Raw genomic sequence first — 18,795 nt, 5'->3', positions numbered from 1 at the left:
TTTTTTTCACCCTTTAACAGCGCCGTATACTGACAGCCGTCACAGAAAAACAGGAGAAACCAATTATGGCGGTAGCGATAAGCCCTCAAAGTACGGGCTGGCTGCGGCGTTTACAGGTGCCGTTGCAGGTGGGCATTTATATCGGTCTGTTTATCTTCGCTCAGCAGCTGGTGGGTTGGCTGCATCTGCCGCTGCCGGCCAATATCGTCGGCATGCTGCTGCTGCTGACGCTGATTGTGCTGCGCATCGTGCCGCTGAAGTGGGTGAAGGCGGGCGGCAGTTGGCTGCTGGCGGAAATGCTGCTGTTTTTCGTACCGGCGGTGGTGGCGGTAGTTAACTACGGCGACCTGCTGAAAGTGGAAGGCTGGCGCATCTGCGTCGTTATCGCTCTCAGCACGCTGATGGTATTGGGCGCTACGGCGCTGGTGGTCGATCGCGTTTACCGGCTGGAGATCTGGCTGGCGCAGCGTAAGCAGGCGCGCCATGAATGATCTGATTATCAGCCTGCTCTGTTTTATCGCCACGCTCTGCGTCTATTTTCTGAATAAACGGCTCTATCGCCGCTGGCGTAAGCTGCTGCTGATGCCGCTGGTGCTGACGCCGCTGCTGCTGGTGGGGATGCTGCTGTTGACCCATATCTCCTGGCAGGATTATATCGGCGAGAGCCGCTGGCTGCTGTGGCTGCTCGGCCCGGCGACGCTGGCGTTTGCGGTGCCGGTCTATGAAAACATGACGATTATCCGTCGCCACTGGCTGTCGCTGTCGGCGGGCGTGGTAACCGCTACGCTGGTAGCGGTATGCAGCTCGGTCTGGCTGGCGCGTCTGCTGACGCTGCCGGAAATTATCCAGCGTAGCCTGGCGGTGCGTTCGATCACCACGCCGTTCGCCCTGGCCGCGGCGCAGCAGGTGGGCGGACAGCCCGACCTGGTGGCGCTGTTTGTGGTGATCACCGGCGTCTTCGGCATGGCGGTCGGCGATGTGCTGTTTCTGCGGCTGGCGGTTAAGCAGGGGCTGGCGAAAGGCGCGGGCTTCGGCGCCGCCTCACATGGCGCAGGCACCGCGCGCGCCTATGAGTTAGGGCAGCAGGAGGGGGTGGTTTCCAGCCTGGTGATGATGCTGTCGGGCGTAGTCACGGTGGTGATCGCGCCGCTGATCGGCCAGCTGATGTGGGCGACGAGCTAAGCGCCGCCTGATAAAAAAGGGCCGCTAAGCGGCCCGTAGAAGATTGAACAATATTAAGGCACGGGCCGCCCCGGTCCATAACCTGAGGGTGGCCCGTGCTTTAGTGGGCTTTGCCCTGATCGATGCCGATGCCGGTTTGCGAACGCACGAACTGGGCGCGGAACAGCTGACGCTCCTGCGCGCCCTGCGCGGAGTGGTCAGTGATCGAGAACAGCCAGGTGCCGATAAAGGCGACCAGCATCGAGAACAGCGCCGGATACTCATACGGGAAAACCGGCGTCGCATGGCCGAGCACCTGCACCCATACCGTCGGGCCAAGGATCATCAGCAACACCGCCGTCAGCAGTCCCAGCCAGCCACCGATCATCGCGCCGCGCGTGGTCAGCCGCGACCAGTACATCGACAGCAGAATGATCGGGAAATTACAGCTGGCGGCGATAGAGAAGGCCAGACCGACCATAAAGGCGATATTCTGTTTTTCAAACAGAATGCCCAGCGCAATCGCCACCACGCCCAGCACCAGCACGGTGATTTTCGAGACGCGTAGCTCCTCGCGTTCGGTCGCCTGACCTTTACGCACCACGCTGGCGTAGAGATCGTGCGATACGGCGGAGGCGCCCGCCAGCGTCAGCCCGGCGACCACCGCCAGAATGGTGGCGAAGGCGACGGCGGAGATAAAGCCGAGGAAGGTGCTGCCGCCCACCGCGTTCGCCAGATGCACCGCCGCCATATTGTTGCCGCCAATCAGCGCGCCGGTGGCGTCTTTAAATGCCGGGTTGGCGCCGACCAGTAAAATCGCGCCGAAGCCGATAATAAAGGTCAGGAAGTAGAAATAGCCCATAAAGCCCGTAGCCCAGAACACGCTTTTGCGCGCCTCGCGCGCGTCGCTGACGGTAAAGAAGCGCATCAGGATATGCGGCAGACCGGCGGTGCCGAACATCAGACCCAATCCCAGCGACAGCGCGGAGACAGGATCGTTGACCAGCCCGCCGGGGCGCATAATCGCCTGACCTTTGGGATGCACCGCCATCGCCTCGGTAAACAGCGTGTTGAAGCTGAAGCCGACCGATTTCATCACCATGATCGCCATAAAAGAAGCGCCGAACAGCAGCAGCACCGCTTTGATGATCTGCACCCATGTGGTCGCCAGCATGCCGCCGAACAGCACGTACAGCACCATCAGAATGCCGACCAGCACTACCGCCACATGGTAATCCAGCCCAAACAGCAGCTGAATCAGCTTGCCTGCGCCGACCATCTGCGCAATCAGATAAAGGGCGACCACCACCAGCGAGCCGCAGGCGGAAAGCGTGCGGATCGGCTTCTGCTGTAAGCGGTAAGAGGCGACATCAGCGAAGGTGTAGCGGCCCAGGTTGCGCAGCCGCTCGGCGATCAGAAACAGAATGATCGGCCAGCCGACCAGAAAGCCCAGCGAATAGATCAGGCCGTCGTAGCCGGAGGTGTAAACCAGCGCGGAGATGCCGAGAAACGAGGCGGCGGACATAAAGTCGCCGGCCATCGCCAGCCCGTTTTGAAAGCCGGTGATATTGCCGCCCGCGGTATAGTAGTCGCTGCGCGAGCGGGTGCGTTTTGAAGCCCACCAGGTGATGCCGAGCGTCCCGGCAACGAACACCAGGAACATGACAATCGCCTGATAGTTAGTGCTCTGTTTCTGCACCGCGCCGCTAATCGCATCGGCGGCCAGCAGCGGCAGGGGAAGCAGCAGCGTCAGGCCTGCGGCAAAGCGTTTTAGCCCGATCATTATTTCACCTCATCGATAATCTGTTTAGTCAGGCGATCGAACTCGCCGTTGGCGCGCCAGACGTAAACGCCGGTCAACAGGAAAGAGATCACAATCAGGCCGACGCCGATGGGGATGCCGCGCGTAACGTTGGTGCCCTCATGCAGCGGGGCGCCCAGCCAGTCGGGGGCGAAAGCGATAAGTAAAATAAAGCCGACATACAGGATGAGCATGATGATGGACAGAATCAGCGCGAAACGCTGGCGCTTTTGCACCAGCTCTTTAAAGCGCGCGCTGTTCTCTATCCGGGCATAGATAGCGTCGTTCATTACAGCGTCTCCAGAGGTAAGAAAAGATCGGGGAGATCCCTTCAGGAACTTTTTATAGTGTTATGACGTCTGTTTTACCGGCTGGCCTGCGCCAGCCGTGCCGCTCGTTAATCAGAGGGGCGGCGTTCGCCGCCCTGCGGGTTATGGCATGGCGATGCTCTGTTTCTCCTCCAGCAGTTTTTCCACTACGCCAGGATCAGCCAGTGTTGAGGTGTCGCCCAGGTTACTGGTGTCGCCGGTGGCGATTTTGCGCAGGATGCGGCGCATAATCTTGCCGGAGCGGGTTTTCGGCAGCGAATCGGTCCAGTGCAGCACGTCCGGGGTGGCGATCGGCCCAATCTCCTTGCGCACCCAGTTGCGCACTTCCGCATACAGCTCCGGCGTCGGCTCTTCGCCATGGTTCAGCGTAATATAGGCGTAGATTGCCTGGCCCTTAATGCTGTGCGGGATGCCGACCACCGCTGCTTCGGCGATTTTGGCGTGGGAAACCAGCGCCGATTCGATTTCGGCAGTGCCCAGACGATGACCGGAGACGTTCAGCACGTCATCCACGCGGCCGGTGATCCAGTAGTAGCCATCCTCGTCGCGTCGCGCGCCGTCGCCGCTGAAATACATATTTTTGAAGGTGGAGAAATAGGTTTGCTCAAAGCGCTCGTGATCGCCGAACAGCGTGCGCGCCTGGCCCGGCCAGGAGTCGACAATGACCAGGTTGCCTTCGCAGGCGCCTTCCTGACTTTGTCCTTCATTATCCACCAGCGCTGGCTGCACGCCGAAGAAAGGTTTGGTCGCCGAACCCGCTTTCAGCTCGGTGGCGCCGGGCAGGGGGGTGATCATGAAGCCGCCGGTCTCGGTCTGCCACCAGGTATCGACGATCGGGCAGCGGCTGTCGCCGATTTTTTTGTAATACCACTCCCAGGCTTCCGGGTTAATCGGCTCACCCACCGATCCCAGAATGCGCAGCGACGCGCGGCTGGTGCCGGCAATCGCCCGGTCGCCTTCCGCCATCAGCGCGCGGATCGCCGTCGGCGCGGTATAGAGCAGCGTCACCTTATGCTTGTCTACCACTTCCGCCATGCGGCTCGGCTGCGGCCAGTTAGGCACCCCTTCGAACATCAGCGTGGTGGCGCCGCAGGCCAGCGGGCCGTAAAGCAGGTAGCTGTGGCCGGTGATCCAGCCTACGTCGGCGGTGCACCAGTAGACGTCGCTGGGTTGATAATCGAAGACATATTTAAAGGTGGCGGCGACGTAAACCAAATAACCGCCGGTGGTGTGCAGCACGCCCTTCGGCTTGCCGGTAGATCCAGAGGTATAAAGGATAAACAGCGGATCTTCCGCATTCATCTCTTCCGGCTGGTGGTGCGAACAGGCGCTGTTCATGCGTTCGTGCCACCAGCTGTCGCGGCCGTTCTGCCAGGCGATCTCATTGCCGGTGCGTTTCAGCACCACCACATGCTCCACGCTGGTGACGCCGGGGTTTTTTAACGCCTCGTCGACATTCTTTTTCAGCGGAATAGTGCGGCCCGCGCGGATGCCCTCGTCGGCGGTCACCACCAGTTTGGCGCTGGAGTCGATAATGCGTCCCGCCACCGCTTCCGGCGAAAAGCCGCCGAAAATCACCGAGTGCACCGCGCCGATGCGTGCGCAGGCCAGCATCGCCACCGCCGCTTCCGGCACCATCGGCATATAGATTGCAACGACGTCGCCCTTTTTGGTCTCCAGCTCTTTCAGCACATTGGCGAAACGGCAGACCTCACGATGAAGCTGGCGGTAGGTCAGCGTTTTGCTTTCGCTGGCGTCGTCGCCTTCCCAGATGATGGCGGGATGATCGCCGCGTTCGTGCAGATGGCGGTCCAGACAGTTGGCCGCCAGATTGAGCGTGCCGTCCTCATACCAGCGAATGCTGATATTGCCCGGCGCGAAAGAGGTATTCTTCACTCTGGTGTAAGGCTTGATCCAGTCCAGCATTTTCCCTTGCTCGCCCCAAAAAGCGTCAGGGTCCTGTACCGATTGTTGATACATCGACTGGTACTGTTCCGCATTTATCAGCGTATGTTCCGCAATGCTGGCGGGAACGGGATGTTTAATGATTTGGCTCATGGCTGGTCTCCTTGAAGATGTTAATCATATGTCAATCAAAGGTTAATAACAGCGAGGAGCAGCGCTTTGTTTCTTTTTTGCGCGACAGATCACGGGAATAACAAACGCGATGAAATGTGCAGGTTTTCGCCAGCCTGGCGGTAGGGAATCGCTTTACTTCTTTTCCATTAAGTGTAGGTAATTACGCTCGGCGCTGTTGAAAAAAACAGCGATCGATTCACATCTTGTAATGCATACCTATGCCAAAAGAAGAAGCTATATTACTTTTCATAACATAGAGTTACAGTTTTGATAACCGGAAGGCATTTATCTTGCCGCTTCCTGGACTGACGAAAGAGATCGCCGCAAAGGTTGCTTTTCGCCCGTTGATAATGGTACTTATCAACGGCCCTTTCCGGGCGCTACCATCAATAACCCTCGATTTTACCGGACTTTGTCCATTTCCCTTAGTGTGTAAATATCCGCGCTCCTGTGCGGAACCAGGGTTTGTTAAGGAAATGAAACACTATGAAAGGTTTTAAAATCAGCCTTGCCTGGCAAATACTGATTGCATTAGTGCTGGGTGTCATCGTTGGTGCGATTTTGCATAACCAACCTGAGGATCGTGAATGGTTAATCACCAATATCCTCTCGCCTGCCGGTGATATCTTTATTCATCTGATCAAGATGATTGTGGTGCCAATCGTGATCTCTACTCTTGTGGTAGGTATTGCAGGCGTGGGCGACGCAAAGAAGCTTGGACGAATCGGCGTCAAGACAATTGTCTACTTTGAAGTGATTACCACCATTGCCATCGTTGTAGGGATTACTCTGGCGAATGTCTTTCAGCCTGGCACCGGCATTGATATGTCGACGCTGGCAACGGTGGATATCTCTAAATATGAAGCGACTACCGAACAAGTGCAGAGCGGGGCGCATAGCCTTGTGGTCACCATTCTGTCGCTGATCCCGCAGAATATTTTCGCGGCCATCGCCAAGGGCGATATGCTGCCGATCATCTTCTTCTCGGTGCTGTTTGGTCTCGGCCTCTCGTCGCTGCCGTCCGAACACCGCGATCCGCTGGTGAAAGTGTTCCGCTCAGTGTCGGAAACCATGTTTAAAGTGACGCATATGATCATGCGCTACGCGCCGATTGGCGTGTTCGCCCTGATCGCTGTGACCATCGCCAACTTTGGTTTCTCCTCGCTCTGGCCGCTGGCGAAGCTGGTGCTGCTGGTGTACGCCGCCATTCTGTTCTTCGCCTTCGTGGTGCTGGGCGCGGTGGCGCGCATCTGCAAGCTGAAAATCACCACGCTGATGCGCATCCTGAAAGATGAGCTGATCCTCTCTTACTCCACCTCCAGCTCCGAAACGGTGCTGCCGCGTATTATGGAGAAGATGGAAGCCTACGGCGCGCCGAAGGCGATCACCAGCTTCGTGGTGCCGACCGGCTACTCGTTCAATCTCGACGGCTCTACGCTCTATCAGAGCATCGCGGCGATCTTTATCGCGCAGCTCTACGGCATCGACCTCTCCCTGACGGATGAGATCGTGCTGGTGCTGACGCTGATGGTCACCTCGAAAGGGATTGCGGGCGTGCCGGGCGTCTCCTTTGTGGTGCTGCTGGCAACGCTGGGCAGCGTCGGTATTCCGCTGGAAGGCCTGGCCTTTATCGCTGGCGTCGACCGTATCATGGATATGGCGCGCACCGCGCTGAACGTGGTGGGCAATGCGCTGGCAGTGCTGGTTATCGCCAAGTGGGAAGACCAGTTCGATACCGCTCAGGCGGAGAAATATGAGCAGCAGCTGCGTATACAAACCGCACGCTAAGCCGCCTCATGCATCCTGACGCCGCCCCTGCTTCCGCTCGGGCGGCGTTTTTTATCCGTTGTTTTGTCCCACCTCTCCGCTTAAGCGGTTCCATTCTGGGAAAGAGTTGCTCATTATATTGCGCGGCGCAGTTCGCCTGCCGCCGTCTCTGTCCGCCTTATAAGGGAGTAGCTATGAGTCTCGATCTGTCACGCATGATCACCGAAAGCCGCAATCCGGCCAGCGAAAACATCGATGAGCTGTCTACCGAAGCGATGCTGCGCGTCATCAACAACGAAGATAAAAAGGTCGCCCTGGCGGTAGAGGCGATTGTGCCGCAGATCGCTGAGGCGGTAGATGCCATTACCGCCGCGTTTCAGCAGGGCGGACGCCTGATTTACAGCGGCGCCGGCACTTCCGGGCGACTGGGTATTCTCGATGCCAGCGAATGTCCGCCTACCTTCGGCACGCCGCGCGAGCAGGTGGTGGGGCTGATTGCTGGCGGCCATACGGCCATTTTGCAGGCAGTGGAAAACGCGGAAGACAATGCAGAGAGGGGCGCGGCCGATTTGCAGGCGATTGAGTTCAGCGCGCGCGATGTGCTGGTCGGCATCGCCGCCAGCGGGCGCACGCCTTACGTACTGGGCGCGCTCGACTATGCGCGGCGTCAGGGCGCGACCACCGTGGCGCTGACCTGTAACCCCGACAGCGAAATGGCGCGCGTGGCGCATATCGCCCTGACGCCGGTGGTGGGACCGGAAGTGGTGACCGGTTCTTCGCGCCTGAAAGCCGGAACGGCACAGAAGCTGGTGCTGAATATGCTGACTACCGGCGCGATGATTCGCAGCGGCAAGGTGTTCGGTAATCTGATGGTAGATGTGGAAGCGACTAACCAGAAGCTGGTGCAGCGCCAGATCAATATCGTCATGCAGGCGACCGACTGCGGCGCGGAAGAGGCGCAGGCGGCGCTGGCCGCCTGTAACGGACACTGCAAAACCGCCATTCTGATGGTGCTGGGTCATCTTTCCGCGCCGGAAGCCACTCGCCTGTTGGCACAGCATCACGGCTTTATCCGCCAGGCGCTGCGTGAGGCGGTTTCGGGACGACCGTAACAGAAAAAAGGCTTCTTTTTCAGCACGTCCTTGCCTGAAGAAGAAGCCTGTTCAGACCCCATTCGCACCTTCTCCTAAATAAATCTTACGATTTATTTATCCGCAAATTTCCCCGGTTTTCACTGCTGTGCCTTAGATGCTGCTTAAAATGCGACCCGAATCAAGCTAATCCTGGTTTTTAACGCTAAAGATCCCGCCTGCGGCTGCCGAAATTATAAAAAACATAATCTATTCATCGCATCTGGCTCCGCGCCTCTTTCAAGGATTATTTCATGCGTAACAACCAACCCGTTACCCAACAGGCGTTCGCGTTTAGCGATGACGCAACGCTGATGACGACGACCGACCGCAACAGCCGTATCACCTACGCCAACGACGCCTTTATTGACGTCAGCGGCTTCACGCAGGAGGAGATTGACGGCCAGCCGCATAATCTGGTGCGCCATCCCGATATGCCGCCGGAGGCGTTTGCGGATATGTGGGCCACGCTGAAGCAGGGACAGCCCTGGTCGGCGCTGGTAAAAAATCGGCGTAAAAATGGCGATCACTACTGGGTGCGCGCGAATGCGATCCCTGTGATCCGCAACGGCGCGGCGCAGGGGTATATGTCGGTACGTACCCGGCCGACAGCGGCGGAGATTCAGCAGGCGGAAGCGCTCTACAGCGATTTCAGGGCGGGCCGACATAAAGGACGTAGATTACATAAAGGGCTGCTGGTCTACAGCGGCTGGCGAAGCTGGCGTTCGCTGTTTAAAACCCTGCCGCTGCGCTGGCGCATACGATCCACGCTGTTGGCCCTGTTGCCGCTCAGCGTCGCGGGCGTCTGGACGCTGGGCGTTAGCGCGGGCGCGCTGGGTCTGTTCAGCGGCGGCATGGCTAGTCTGTTGCTGCTGGCGAGTCTCTGGCTGGAACAGCAGATTTCGCGTCCGCTGGAGCGCGTCTGCCAGCAGGCGCTGGATGTCGCCACCGGCAACAGCCATAAGGTCGACGCCCCCGATCGGGTGGATGAGATCGGCATGACCCTGCGCGCCATCGGGCAGCTTGGGCTGATGTTTCGCTGGCTGGTGGATGACGTCAGCGGTCAGGCGATCAACGTGCTGAGCGCCAGCGACGCCATGGCGCGCAGCAATGAGGAGCTGAGCCAACGTACCGAGCAGGCGGCGGCCAACGTGCAGCAGACCGCCGCCACCATGAACGAGATGACCGCGACGGTAAACAGTAACAAAGCGCGCGCCACGGAAGTGGACCAGCTTGCCGCCACCACCAGCGAGGCGGCGCGGCAGGGAGGTGCGGCGATGCAGGAGACCATCGGCATGATGGGCGATATGACTGACAGTTCAAAGAAAATCGCCAGCATTATCAGCGTTATCGACGGCATTGCCTTTCAGACCAATATCCTGGCGCTCAACGCGGCGGTCGAGGCGGCGCGCGCGGGCGAACAGGGCAAAGGCTTCGCCGTGGTAGCAGGCGAGGTGCGCAATCTGGCAAGCCGCAGTGCGAAGGCGGCCAGCGAAATCAAAGCGCTGGTGGAGGCGAGCGTGAAGCGGGTGGAGATCGGCGCCGGGCAGGTGAATCATACCGGCAGCACCATGCAGGAGATTGTCGGGCAGGTGCAGACGGTATCGGAACTGATTGGTCAGATTAGCGCCGCCACCGCCGAACAGGCGACCGCGCTGAGCGAAGTCAGCCTGGCGGTGGAAAACCTGGACGAGATCACCCATCAAAACGCAGCGCGCGTGCAGGAAGGCGCCGAGGCCTCAGGACGCATGACGCGCCAGGCGACGCGCCTGGTCGAAGCGATCAGCGTGTTCCGCTAACCCAAAGGCTGTCGGGCCCAGGCGCCCGACAGCCCGCTCCTGCGGGTAGCCGCCAGGCGGTTACGTCCCTCCTCCCGCGTAAGGTCGTATGCCGCTCAGGTTTGCGTCGGGCCCTTAAAAATGCAGACGATATCTGGCAATTCCATCTCTCGGATCTTTCCGTATCTTAAATGTGTTAGCCCGCTTTCCGCCTTATTTCGTCATTGATCCACCCGTCCGGCTCGCCTTTCTTGCTGACTAAGCGCCTGCTTTTTCAACTACAGTTAACTTTTTGCGCCGCCGCGGTTGGGCGCGTCAACACAAGAGAGGAAACCATGAGTCAGTTTTTCATGAACGAAAAAAGCGAGCTGGTGAACGAAGCGATCGAGGGCGCGCTGCTGAGCACGCCTTTTCATAATCTGAGTCGGCTTGAGGTTGGCGAAGGTATTCGCGTCGTGGTGCGCAACGACTGGGATAAGCGCAAGGTGGCGCTGATCTCCGGCGGCGGCTCCGGCCATGAACCGGCGCACGTCGGCTTTGTGGGAAAAGGAATGCTGACCGCGGCGGTATGCGGCGACGTGTTCGCCTCGCCCAGCGTGGACGCGGTGCTGAGCGCCATTATCAACGTCACCGGCGAGGCGGGCTGCCTGCTGATCGTGAAAAACTATACCGGCGACCGCCTTAACTTCGGCCTGGCGGCGGAAAAGGCGCGTGCGCTGGGTTATAAGGTAGAACTGGCGATTGTAAAAGATGACATCGCGCTGCCGGATAATCCGCAACCGCGCGGCCTGGCTGGCACGGTATTAATCCATAAGCTCGCAGGCTACTACGCGGAACAGGGCGCCTCGCTCCAGGAAGTCACACAGCACGCGCAGCAGGCGATTGATGAGACCGCCAGCATCGGTCTGGCGTTCTCTACCTGCCATATTCCCGGCGAAGCGCCCGATAACCGTGTGGCGGAAGGGGAAAGCGAACTCGGCATGGGCATCCATGGCGAACCGGGCGTGAAAACGCTAAAAACGCAGAACAGCCGCGAAATCGTACAAATCATGACGGAAAAGCTGGCGGAAAAGGTGCCGCAGGATAAAAAGGCGCTGCTGTTGATAAACAATCTCGGCGGCTTTTCATTGCTGGAAATGGGCGTGCTGGTGCGGGAGGCCGTAAAGACACCGCTGGGCGAACGCATCAGCCATCTGCTCGGCCCCGCCACGCTGGTCAGTTCGCTGGATATGAAAGGCTTCTCTCTCACGACGCTGCTGTTGGATGACGAGCGGCTGAAGGCGCTCCAGGCGCCGGTCGAGGCGAGCGGCTGGCAGCCGGTGCAGAGGTTGCAGATGCCCGCAGCGGTTAAAGGCGAGGCGATCAAACGCCAGCAGGAGATGTCGCCTTCAGACAATGCGGCGGTGCAGCGCGTGGTGGACATCGTGTGCCAGACGCTGATCGATCTTGAAGGCGAGCTGAATAAGCTGGATGCCAAAGTCGGCGACGGCGACACCGGCTCCACCTTCGCCGCTGGCGCGCGCAAAATTCTTCAGGGGAGCCAGCAGAAGGCGCTGCCGTTTAATGAACCGTCCCGCCTGCTGACGTTGGTCGGCGAGCAGCTGGCGGTAGTGATGGGCGGCTCCAGCGGCGTGCTGATGTCAATTATGTTTACCGCCGCCGGACAGCAGCTGGAAGAGGGTAAACCGCTGCCGCAGGCGCTGATGGCCGGACTGGATCGCATGAAGCACTACGGCGGCGCACGCGTCGGCGATCGCACGCTGATTGATGCGCTGGAGCCTGCGTTGCAGACGCTGATCGACGGCAAAGGGCTGAGCGCCGCCGCCGCCGCCGCGCAGCAGGGCGCGGATGCCACCGCCAGCATGGGCGCGGCTAAAGCGGGACGCTCCTCCTACCTGAATCAGGAGAGCCTCAACGGGGTGAAAGATCCGGGCGCTTACGCGGTAGAGCGCGTGTTCGCCGCGCTTAAATAGCCTCTTCTTTTCCGGCGGCCCGATCCAGACGCGCCGCCAGCTGGGTGACATACTGGCGCTGCGGCGTTTCCCGCAGCGCCAGCGCCAGATTAATGTTCTCCATCACCTGCGCATTTTCCGCCAGCTCGTCGCTCAGCTTGCCGTTTTCGTGCAGCCAGCGCGCCACGCTTGCCCAGCGCCAGAGCGGCGAGTGTCCGGCAAGGCGCTGAACCGGCGCCGGAAAGCGGCCCGGCCCGCGCGTGCCGTCTTTCAGCATGGCGACCGCCTGACGGGAGAGTTGGCTGCGCTGGGCGATATCGCTCAGACCAAGCAGCGTGGCGTCCACGGCGACAACGCGCGCGGGCAGCGCGCCGCCTTCGATATCCGCAATGGCGCTCAGCACCGCCTGCTCAAAGCTGTCGCCGTCACGATCGAATTCCAGATAAACGCTGTCGCCGTAAAAGCAGAGCAGGGCGTCGTCGCAGCCGCATTCGAACAGGGTGTTTTCCAGCCCTGGCGTATGGGCCTCAACGCCGGTAAGGATGAGCGTGAAGTGATAAATCATCAGTTCCTCCTGATGTGGGGCGTAACATCCAGCGCGCAGCTGTTAACTTTACGGCGAATCTGCTGCGCATGGCGTTCAGGCGCGCGCGGCGTGGACCAGACGCTCATCTGATGCTCGCTGTGTTCGGGCACCGCGCATATCAGCCTGCCGAAGGCGTGCCCGTTGGAAGGGCGAAATTGCCAGCCGCACAGCAGGGCGTACTCGATCGCGGCCTGAATATGTTTATTGGGATGCTTTTTCATTATCCATCCTGGACAGTGGCGAAATTACAGGCGGTGTTGACAACTGTCAACATTTTTTTGTTCCTGCCATTATCTTTCACCAGCCGCAGGCGGAGTAAAAGCGAAGAGCGGAATAACTGCCTGTTATTTGTTATTTTTCCGCGTTATCCCTTAATTCTGCTGCAACGCCTCCTGTCGGTTTTCACCCTCGATAACGCGCTCAAAGCTGCGCAGACGCTTGTATATCGACATCAGCGACACCAGCGTCGACCACGAGGTGATCAGGTACTGGAACGCCTGACGCACCTGGTCGAACACGTTGGTGATCTGTTGCAGCAGCCCCAGCGTCAGGCCGCCGGCGATAATGGTTGGCAGCAGAATAAACAGGCCAAACATGCTATCCACCTGCAAATAGAGGATGCGCGTCACGTTGAAATAAAGATAGTGAAACCAGAGGCGGAAATAGTTGTAGCGCACCCGGCTAAACAGCTCGCGCACCGTGGCGGGGGCCGCCCGGCGAGCATCATCTTCACCGTAGACCAGTTCCTTACGGTAAGCGGCTTCCACCCGCTGATTACGGAACTCCAGCCCCGGCAGCTTAACGCCCACCAGACCCAGCAGCAGAGTGCCGAACAGCGACCAGAACAGCGCCGCCAGCACCAGGCCATAAGGCGTGTGGCCGAGGATCGGCACGCTTTTTACATGCTGCGACAGCCCCACCAGCACCGGCAGAAACGCCACCAGCGTCATTACCGCCTGAATAAGGCTCACGCCCCAGTCTTCCAGCGTGCTGGAAAAACGCATCGTATCTTTCTGTACGCGCTGCGCAGCACCTTCTACATGTCGTAGCTTCTGCCAGTGCGCCATATACCAGTCGTTCATCGCGGTGCGCCAACGAAATATCCAGTGGCTGATAAAAAAGGCGTTCAGCACGCCGATCACTACCGCAATCAGCGCGATGCTAAGAAAATCGCCGATCTGCTGGTAGAAATCGGCTATAGATACCGATCCCGCTTTAGTCAGCGCGCGCTGAATAAGATCGTAAAAAGGGCCGTACCAGGCGTTGATGGTGACGCCGACATGCACATCGAACCAGGTAATAAACAGGATTAGCGCCGTTCCCAGCACCGACCAGCGTTGCCAGGGATGCGGACTAGCGAACGACCAGACCGTAGCGAACAGCGCCGTCAACGCGGCGAAGTAACAGTAAAACCAGAGATCGTCAGGCTGGAGAAAGCGCCATGCGCTGTCAGGCAGCGCTTTGCCAGCGTACCGCGCAAACGTCGGCAGATGAAAGACCAGCTGGCTGGCGCCGTCGAACCAGAGAAAAACCGCCGCCAGACTGAACAGGGCTGCCGTGCTGAAAAACAGCGCGGGCCGGGGGAAAAAGGAACTGAACATAGCGACTCCGCAAAAAAGATTCGCTTCTTTATAGCCTGCGCAGTGATTAACAGTCTGTGGTGGGTTGTGTCCAGTCGTTACGGCGCGCCCCATTGATAACGAACGAAACGGAGCGATGTCAGTTTAATGTTAAGGAATTTGTGTGATTTTGTTTTGTGCTGCTAAAGATTTTACAAAATAGCTGTTACAATGCGCGCCGCTGTTACCGGTAACAATGAGCCTGTTTTCCATCCGGGAATCCCTGCATAAAACCATAACTACAATAATAAAACAGAGACGATCAACTGTTGCGCTGTTACGCAACGTGCGCTAAGGCAATGTTATGTCGAAAGAAAAAACGAGTACTTCCAGAAGAGACTTTCTTCTGAAAACCATCACGCTGGCGCCCGCCGTCGCGATGGGCACCACCGGGATTGCGTCACTGGGCCTCAGCGGCAGCGCCCAGGCCAACGAAAACGCGGCGCCTGCCGGCCCGCAAACCGCACGCGACTATCAGCCCGTCTGGTTTTCCGCCGAAGAGTTCGCCTTTATTAAGGCCGCCGTGGCGCGCCTGATCCCGGCGGACGAGCGCGGTCCGGGCGCGCTGGAAGCGGGCGTGCCGGAATTTATCGATCGCCAAATGAATACCCCTTACGCGACCGGCAACAACTGGTATATGCAGGGGCCGTTCGATCCTGACGCGCCGAAAGAGCTGGGCTATCAACTCCCGCTGGTGCCGCAGCAGATCTATCGTCTGGGCATCGCCGAAGCGGACGCCTGGGCGAAACAGCAGCATGGCAAAGCTTTTGCCGCGCTGAGCGCCGAACAGCAGGATGCGCTGCTCGGCGAGTTTGAAAGCAACAAGGCGAGCTTTAAGCAGCTGCCAGCGAAAGTCTTCTTCGCTTACCTGCTGCAAAACACCCGCGAGGGCTTTTTCTGCGATCCGCTGCATGGCGGCAATCAGCACATGGTGGGCTGGAAGCTGATCGGCTTCCCCGGCGCGCGCGCTGATTTTATGGACTGGGTGGAGCGCGGCGAGCGCTATCCCTTCCCGGCGGTATCGATTCGTGGAGAAAGAGCATAAGCATGGCAAACGTAATGAAAAAAGTGGACGCGGTGATTGTCGGCTTCGGCTGGGCCGGTTCCATTATGGCGAAAGAGTTGACGGAAGCGGGCCTGCACGTGGTGGCGCTGGAGCGCGGTCCGCATCGCGATACCTACCCGGACGGCTCTTATCCGCAGGTGATCGATGAGCTGACCTATAACGTCCGCAAAAAGCTGTTCCAGGATCTGTCGAAAAGCACCGTCACCATTCGTCACAACGTCTCGCAGACCGCGCAGCCCTATCGTCAGCTGGCGGCGTTTCTGCCGGGTACCGGCACCGGCGGCGCAGGCCTGCACTGGTCCGGCGTCCATTTTCGCGTCGATCCGACAGAGCTGCGGATGCGCAGCCACTATGAGGAGCGCTACGGCAAAGACTTTATCCCGGAAGGCATGACCATTCAGGATTTCGGCGTCACTTACGACGAGCTGGAGCCGTTCTTCGACAAGGCTGAAAAGGTGTTCGGCACCTCCGGCTCCGCCTGGAGCGTTAAAGGCAAAATCGTCGGCCAGGGCCGGGGCAACCCGTTTGCGCCGGATCGCTCTGACGATTTCCCGCTGCCGCCGCAGAAGCGCACTTATTCCGCGCAGCTGTTCGCGAAGGCGGCCGAGTCGGTGGGCTATCATCCCTACGATCTGCCGTCGGCCAACACCTCTGGCCCCTACACCAACACCTATGGCGCGCAGATGGGCCCATGCAACTTCTGCGGCTATTGCAGCGGCTACGCCTGCTACATGTATTCCAAAGCGTCGCCGAACGTCAATATCTGGCCTGCGCTGCGTCAGGAGCCGAAATTCGAGCTGCGCGACAACTCGCACGTGCTGCGCGTCAATCTCACCGACGATAAAAAACGCGCCACCGGCGTGACCTATGTCGATGCGCAGGGCCGCCAGATCGAACAGCCAGCGGATCTGGTGATCCTCTCCGCGTTCCAGTTCCACAACGTGCATCTGATGCTGCTTTCCGGCATCGGCCAGCCTTATAACCCCATCACCAACGAAGGGGTGGTGGGCCGCAACTTTGCCTATCAGAACATCTCTACTATCAAGGCGTTCTTCGGCAAAGATGTGCATACCAATAACTTTATCGGCGCGGGCGGCGCGGGCGTCGGCGTCGACGACTTCAACGCCGATAACTTCGACCACGGCAAATATGGCTTTGTCGGCGGCTCGCCTTTCTGGGTCAACCAGGCGGGCGTGAAGCCGATCTCCGGCCTGCCGGTGCCGCAGGGCACGCCGGGCTGGGGCAGCAAGTGGAAAGCGGCGGTGGCCGATCACTATACGCACCACGTTTCGATGGACGCCCACGGCGCGCATCAGTCTTACCGCGCCAACTACCTCGATCTCGACCCGAACTACAAGGACGCCTTTGGTCAGCCGCTGCTGCGCATGACCTTCGACTGGCAGGATAACGACATCAAGATGTCGCAGTTTATGCATGACCGCATGCGTAAAATCGCCGTCGCGATGAACCCGAAAGAGATCATCGGCGCGCCGAAAGTGCAGGGCACCCACTTCGACACCACTGTTTATCAAACCACGCATATGAACGGCGGCGCGATTATGGGCGAAGATCCGAAGACCAGCGCGGTTAACCGCTATTTGCAAAGCTGGGACGTGCCGAACGTCTTTGTGCCGGGCGCCTCGGCGTTCCCTCAGGGGCTGGGCTACAACCCGACCGGCATGGTTGCCGCGTTGACCTACTGGTCGGCGAAGGCGATCCGCGAACAGTATCTGAAAAACCCAGGACCGCTGGTGCAGGCATAAGGATGATGGCGATGAAAAACGCATTACTGGCGCTGTGCCTGCTGGCTACAGCCTCTGGCGCGATGGCGGCCGACGACCAGGCCGGCGATCTGATCAAACGCGGCGAATATCTGGCGCGCGCGGGAGACTGCGTCGCCTGCCACACCAGCAAAGAGGGTAAACCCTTTGCCGGCGGGCTGGCGATGGCAACCCCGATCGGCACCATCTATTCCACTAATATCACCCCGGATAAAGAGACCGGCATCGGCAGCTACAGCTATGACGACTTCCAGAAGGCAGTGCGTCATGGCGTAGCGAAAAACGGCGATACGCTCTATCCGGCGATGCCTTATCCCTCTTACGCCGTGGTCAGCGACGAGGATATGCAGGCGCTTTACGCTTACTTTATGCACGGCGTGGCGCCGGTGGCGCAGCAGAATAAAGAGAGCGACATTCCCTGGCCGCTCTCCATGCGCTGGCCGCTGGCGATCTGGCGCGGCATTTTCGCGCCGGACGTGAAGGCGTTCCAGCCGAAAAGCGGCGAAGACGCGGACCTGGCGCGCGGACGCTACCTGGTGGAAGGCTTAGGGCACTGCGGCGCCTGCCATACGCCGCGCAGCTTCACTATGCAGGAGAAAGCGCTGAGCGATGAGAAGGGCGGCGATTATCTCTCCGGCAGCAACGCGCCCATCGACGGTTGGACAGCCAGCAACCTGCGCGGCGATAACCGCGACGGGCTGGGGCGCTGGAGCGAAGACGATCTGGCGCAATTCCTCAGCACCGGCCGCAACGACGATACGGCGGCCTTTGGCGGCATGACGGAGGTGGTGGAGCATAGCCTGCAATATCTCGACGATAAGGATATCCGGGCGATCGCGCGCTACCTGAAATCGCTGGGCGCGAAGGACCCGTCGCAGACGGGCTTCCAGCCTGACGACGCCGTGGCGCAGGCGCTGTGGAAAGGCGACGACAGCAAAGCGGGCGCGGCGCAGTATGTTGACAGCTGCGCCGCCTGTCACCGCACCGACGGACGCGGCTACAAGCGCTTCTTCCCGGCGCTGCGCGGCAACCCGGTGGTGCTGGCGGACGATCCGACCTCGCTGATCCATATCGTGCTGACCGGCAGTACGCTGCCGGGCGTGAAGAACGCGCCGACTACCGTGGTGATGCCGGGCTTCGGCTGGCGTCTGGACGACCATCAGGTAGCGGACGTCGTGAACTTTATCCGCACCAGCTGGGGCAATAAAGGCGAGAAGCCGGTCACGGCGGCCGATGTCGCCGACGTGCGCAAAGAGACCTTCGTGGCGCAGCAGCAGGGCGACGTGGATATCGAAAAACTGCCGCAGGCCGAACATTAATCGACGCGGTAGACGCGCCGCCTGACGTGTGAGGCGGCAATAAAAAACGGCGGCGGGCGTCTGAGAGGGCGTCCGCCGCCGCGTTATTTTCAGGAAAGAAAATCTTCGCGCTGCGGCGTAAAGGTATCCAGCAGCACACCCGCCTCCAGGCAGACGCAGCCGTGCACCACGTTGGGTTTCTTATACAGCGTGTCGCCAGGGCCGACCTCATGGGTTTCGCCATCGATGGTAAAGGCGAAGCGCCCCGACAACACGTAGGTCAGCTGCTCGTGCGGATGATGGTGCAGCGGGCCGACCGCGTCTTTCTCAAAGGTCACTTCGACCGCCATCATACCGCCGCCGTGCGCCAGAATGCGCCGCGTAACGCCTTCGCCTGCCAGCTCGACCTGGGTTTGTTCTCTGAAAGTAAACATGCGCTTATTCGTCC

Annotated in this window: 16 protein-coding genes; 9 read left to right on the top strand and 7 right to left on the bottom strand. The window is 59.5% G+C overall.

Going from position 1 to position 18,795, the window contains the following annotated elements:
• Positions 1-65 precede the first annotated feature (65 nt).
• Positions 66-491 (top strand): CidA/LrgA family protein, encoded by a 426-nt coding sequence (locus tag C2E16_RS18940; protein WP_038623763.1) that lies wholly within the window; start codon positions 66-68, stop codon positions 489-491.
• Positions 484-1,182: an LrgB family protein gene (locus C2E16_RS18935; protein WP_038623765.1), complete on the top strand. Its 699-nt coding sequence runs from the start codon at positions 484-486 to the stop codon at positions 1,180-1,182. The genes C2E16_RS18940 and C2E16_RS18935 overlap by 8 nt, the downstream gene beginning before the upstream one ends.
• A gap of 100 nt (positions 1,183-1,282) precedes the next feature.
• Here the strand turns inward: C2E16_RS18935 and actP are convergent, their stop codons facing one another.
• From actP to acs, 3 genes are all read right to left on the bottom strand, one after another.
• A complete protein-coding gene (gene actP, locus C2E16_RS18930; protein WP_084970136.1) occupies positions 1,283-2,944 on the bottom strand; it encodes a cation/acetate symporter ActP in 1,662 nt (553 codons plus the stop codon).
• A complete protein-coding gene (locus C2E16_RS18925) occupies positions 2,944-3,252 on the bottom strand; it encodes a DUF485 domain-containing protein (protein ID WP_084970135.1) in 309 nt (102 codons plus the stop codon). The genes actP and C2E16_RS18925 overlap by 1 nt, the downstream gene beginning before the upstream one ends.
• A gap of 141 nt (positions 3,253-3,393) precedes the next feature.
• Positions 3,394-5,349, bottom strand: coding sequence for an acetate--CoA ligase (gene acs / locus C2E16_RS18920; RefSeq protein WP_104951606.1), 1,956 nt, complete (start codon positions 5,347-5,349; stop codon positions 3,394-3,396).
• A 507-nt stretch (positions 5,350-5,856) separates the two neighbouring features.
• Here acs and gltP point away from each other — a divergent pair.
• From gltP to C2E16_RS18900, 4 genes are all read left to right on the top strand, one after another.
• Positions 5,857-7,158: a glutamate/aspartate:proton symporter GltP gene (gene gltP / locus C2E16_RS18915; RefSeq protein ID WP_038623773.1), complete on the top strand. Its 1,302-nt coding sequence runs from the start codon at positions 5,857-5,859 to the stop codon at positions 7,156-7,158.
• A gap of 173 nt (positions 7,159-7,331) precedes the next feature.
• A complete protein-coding gene (gene murQ / locus C2E16_RS18910) occupies positions 7,332-8,249 on the top strand; it encodes an N-acetylmuramic acid 6-phosphate etherase (protein ID WP_038623775.1) in 918 nt (305 codons plus the stop codon).
• A gap of 272 nt (positions 8,250-8,521) precedes the next feature.
• The gene (locus C2E16_RS18905) at positions 8,522-10,066 is read left to right on the top strand and encodes a methyl-accepting chemotaxis protein (protein ID WP_084970134.1); all 1,545 of its coding nucleotides are present in this window, start codon (positions 8,522-8,524) and stop codon (positions 10,064-10,066) included.
• Positions 10,067-10,380: 314 nt separating this feature from the next.
• On the top strand, positions 10,381-12,018 hold the full coding sequence (locus tag C2E16_RS18900; protein ID WP_084970133.1) for a dihydroxyacetone kinase subunit DhaK: 1,638 nt from the start codon (positions 10,381-10,383) through the stop codon (positions 12,016-12,018).
• On the opposite strand, the gene C2E16_RS18895 is transcribed toward C2E16_RS18900, so the two are convergent.
• From C2E16_RS18895 to sbmA, 3 genes are all read right to left on the bottom strand, one after another.
• Positions 12,011-12,565, bottom strand: coding sequence for a helix-turn-helix transcriptional regulator (locus C2E16_RS18895; protein ID WP_084970132.1), 555 nt, complete (start codon positions 12,563-12,565; stop codon positions 12,011-12,013). The two genes, C2E16_RS18900 and C2E16_RS18895, sit on opposite strands and share 8 nt — an antisense overlap.
• Entirely contained in the window at positions 12,562-12,804 is a 243-nt protein-coding gene (locus C2E16_RS18890) for a hypothetical protein (protein ID WP_084970131.1), read from the bottom strand. Before C2E16_RS18890 ends, C2E16_RS18895 begins: the two co-directional genes overlap by 4 nt.
• A 150-nt stretch (positions 12,805-12,954) precedes the next feature.
• Positions 12,955-14,184 (bottom strand): peptide antibiotic transporter SbmA, encoded by a 1,230-nt coding sequence (gene sbmA / locus C2E16_RS18885; protein WP_084970130.1) that lies wholly within the window; start codon positions 14,182-14,184, stop codon positions 12,955-12,957.
• Positions 14,185-14,506: 322 nt separating this feature from the next.
• Here sbmA and C2E16_RS18880 point away from each other — a divergent pair, with 322 nt between their 5' ends.
• The 3 genes from C2E16_RS18880 to C2E16_RS18870 are packed head-to-tail and all read left to right on the top strand — an operon-like array spanning position 14,507 to position 18,368.
• Positions 14,507-15,247: a gluconate 2-dehydrogenase subunit 3 family protein gene (locus C2E16_RS18880; RefSeq protein WP_038623784.1), complete on the top strand. Its 741-nt coding sequence runs from the start codon at positions 14,507-14,509 to the stop codon at positions 15,245-15,247.
• A gap of 2 nt (positions 15,248-15,249) precedes the next feature.
• Positions 15,250-17,031: a GMC family oxidoreductase gene (locus C2E16_RS18875; protein ID WP_038623785.1), complete on the top strand. Its 1,782-nt coding sequence runs from the start codon at positions 15,250-15,252 to the stop codon at positions 17,029-17,031.
• A gap of 11 nt (positions 17,032-17,042) precedes the next feature.
• Positions 17,043-18,368: a c-type cytochrome gene (locus C2E16_RS18870; RefSeq protein ID WP_084970148.1), complete on the top strand. Its 1,326-nt coding sequence runs from the start codon at positions 17,043-17,045 to the stop codon at positions 18,366-18,368.
• Between the two features lie 89 nt (positions 18,369-18,457).
• Here the strand turns inward: C2E16_RS18870 and C2E16_RS18865 are convergent, their stop codons facing one another.
• Positions 18,458-18,781: a cupin domain-containing protein gene (locus C2E16_RS18865; RefSeq protein WP_084970129.1), complete on the bottom strand. Its 324-nt coding sequence runs from the start codon at positions 18,779-18,781 to the stop codon at positions 18,458-18,460.
• Between the last annotated feature and the right edge of the window lie 14 nt (positions 18,782-18,795).

The sequence above is a fragment of the Mixta calida genome, from assembly GCF_002953215.1.
GTDB classification, from domain to species: Bacteria; Pseudomonadota; Gammaproteobacteria; order Enterobacterales; family Enterobacteriaceae; genus Mixta; species Mixta calida.
Note: the sequence above shows the minus strand (reverse complement) of the source record. Positions and strands in the feature narration are given on the sequence as shown.

Coding starts and splice junctions, on each gene's coding strand:
- C2E16_RS18940 (WP_038623763.1), top strand. CDS start 66: ATGGCGGTAGCGATAAGCCCTCAAAGTACGGGCTGGCTGCGGCGTTTA.
- C2E16_RS18935 (WP_038623765.1), top strand. CDS start 484: ATGAATGATCTGATTATCAGCCTGCTCTGTTTTATCGCCACGCTCTGC.
- actP (WP_084970136.1), bottom strand. CDS start 2,944: ATGATCGGGCTAAAACGCTTTGCCGCAGGCCTGACGCTGCTGCTTCCC.
- C2E16_RS18925 (WP_084970135.1), bottom strand. CDS start 3,252: ATGAACGACGCTATCTATGCCCGGATAGAGAACAGCGCGCGCTTTAAA.
- acs (WP_104951606.1), bottom strand. CDS start 5,349: ATGAGCCAAATCATTAAACATCCCGTTCCCGCCAGCATTGCGGAACAT.
- gltP (WP_038623773.1), top strand. CDS start 5,857: ATGAAAGGTTTTAAAATCAGCCTTGCCTGGCAAATACTGATTGCATTA.
- murQ (WP_038623775.1), top strand. CDS start 7,332: ATGAGTCTCGATCTGTCACGCATGATCACCGAAAGCCGCAATCCGGCC.
- C2E16_RS18905 (WP_084970134.1), top strand. CDS start 8,522: ATGCGTAACAACCAACCCGTTACCCAACAGGCGTTCGCGTTTAGCGAT.
- C2E16_RS18900 (WP_084970133.1), top strand. CDS start 10,381: ATGAGTCAGTTTTTCATGAACGAAAAAAGCGAGCTGGTGAACGAAGCG.
- C2E16_RS18890 (WP_084970131.1), bottom strand. CDS start 12,804: ATGAAAAAGCATCCCAATAAACATATTCAGGCCGCGATCGAGTACGCC.
- sbmA (WP_084970130.1), bottom strand. CDS start 14,184: ATGTTCAGTTCCTTTTTCCCCCGGCCCGCGCTGTTTTTCAGCACGGCA.
- C2E16_RS18880 (WP_038623784.1), top strand. CDS start 14,507: ATGTCGAAAGAAAAAACGAGTACTTCCAGAAGAGACTTTCTTCTGAAA.
- C2E16_RS18875 (WP_038623785.1), top strand. CDS start 15,250: ATGGCAAACGTAATGAAAAAAGTGGACGCGGTGATTGTCGGCTTCGGC.
- C2E16_RS18870 (WP_084970148.1), top strand. CDS start 17,043: ATGAAAAACGCATTACTGGCGCTGTGCCTGCTGGCTACAGCCTCTGGC.
- C2E16_RS18865 (WP_084970129.1), bottom strand. CDS start 18,781: ATGTTTACTTTCAGAGAACAAACCCAGGTCGAGCTGGCAGGCGAAGGC.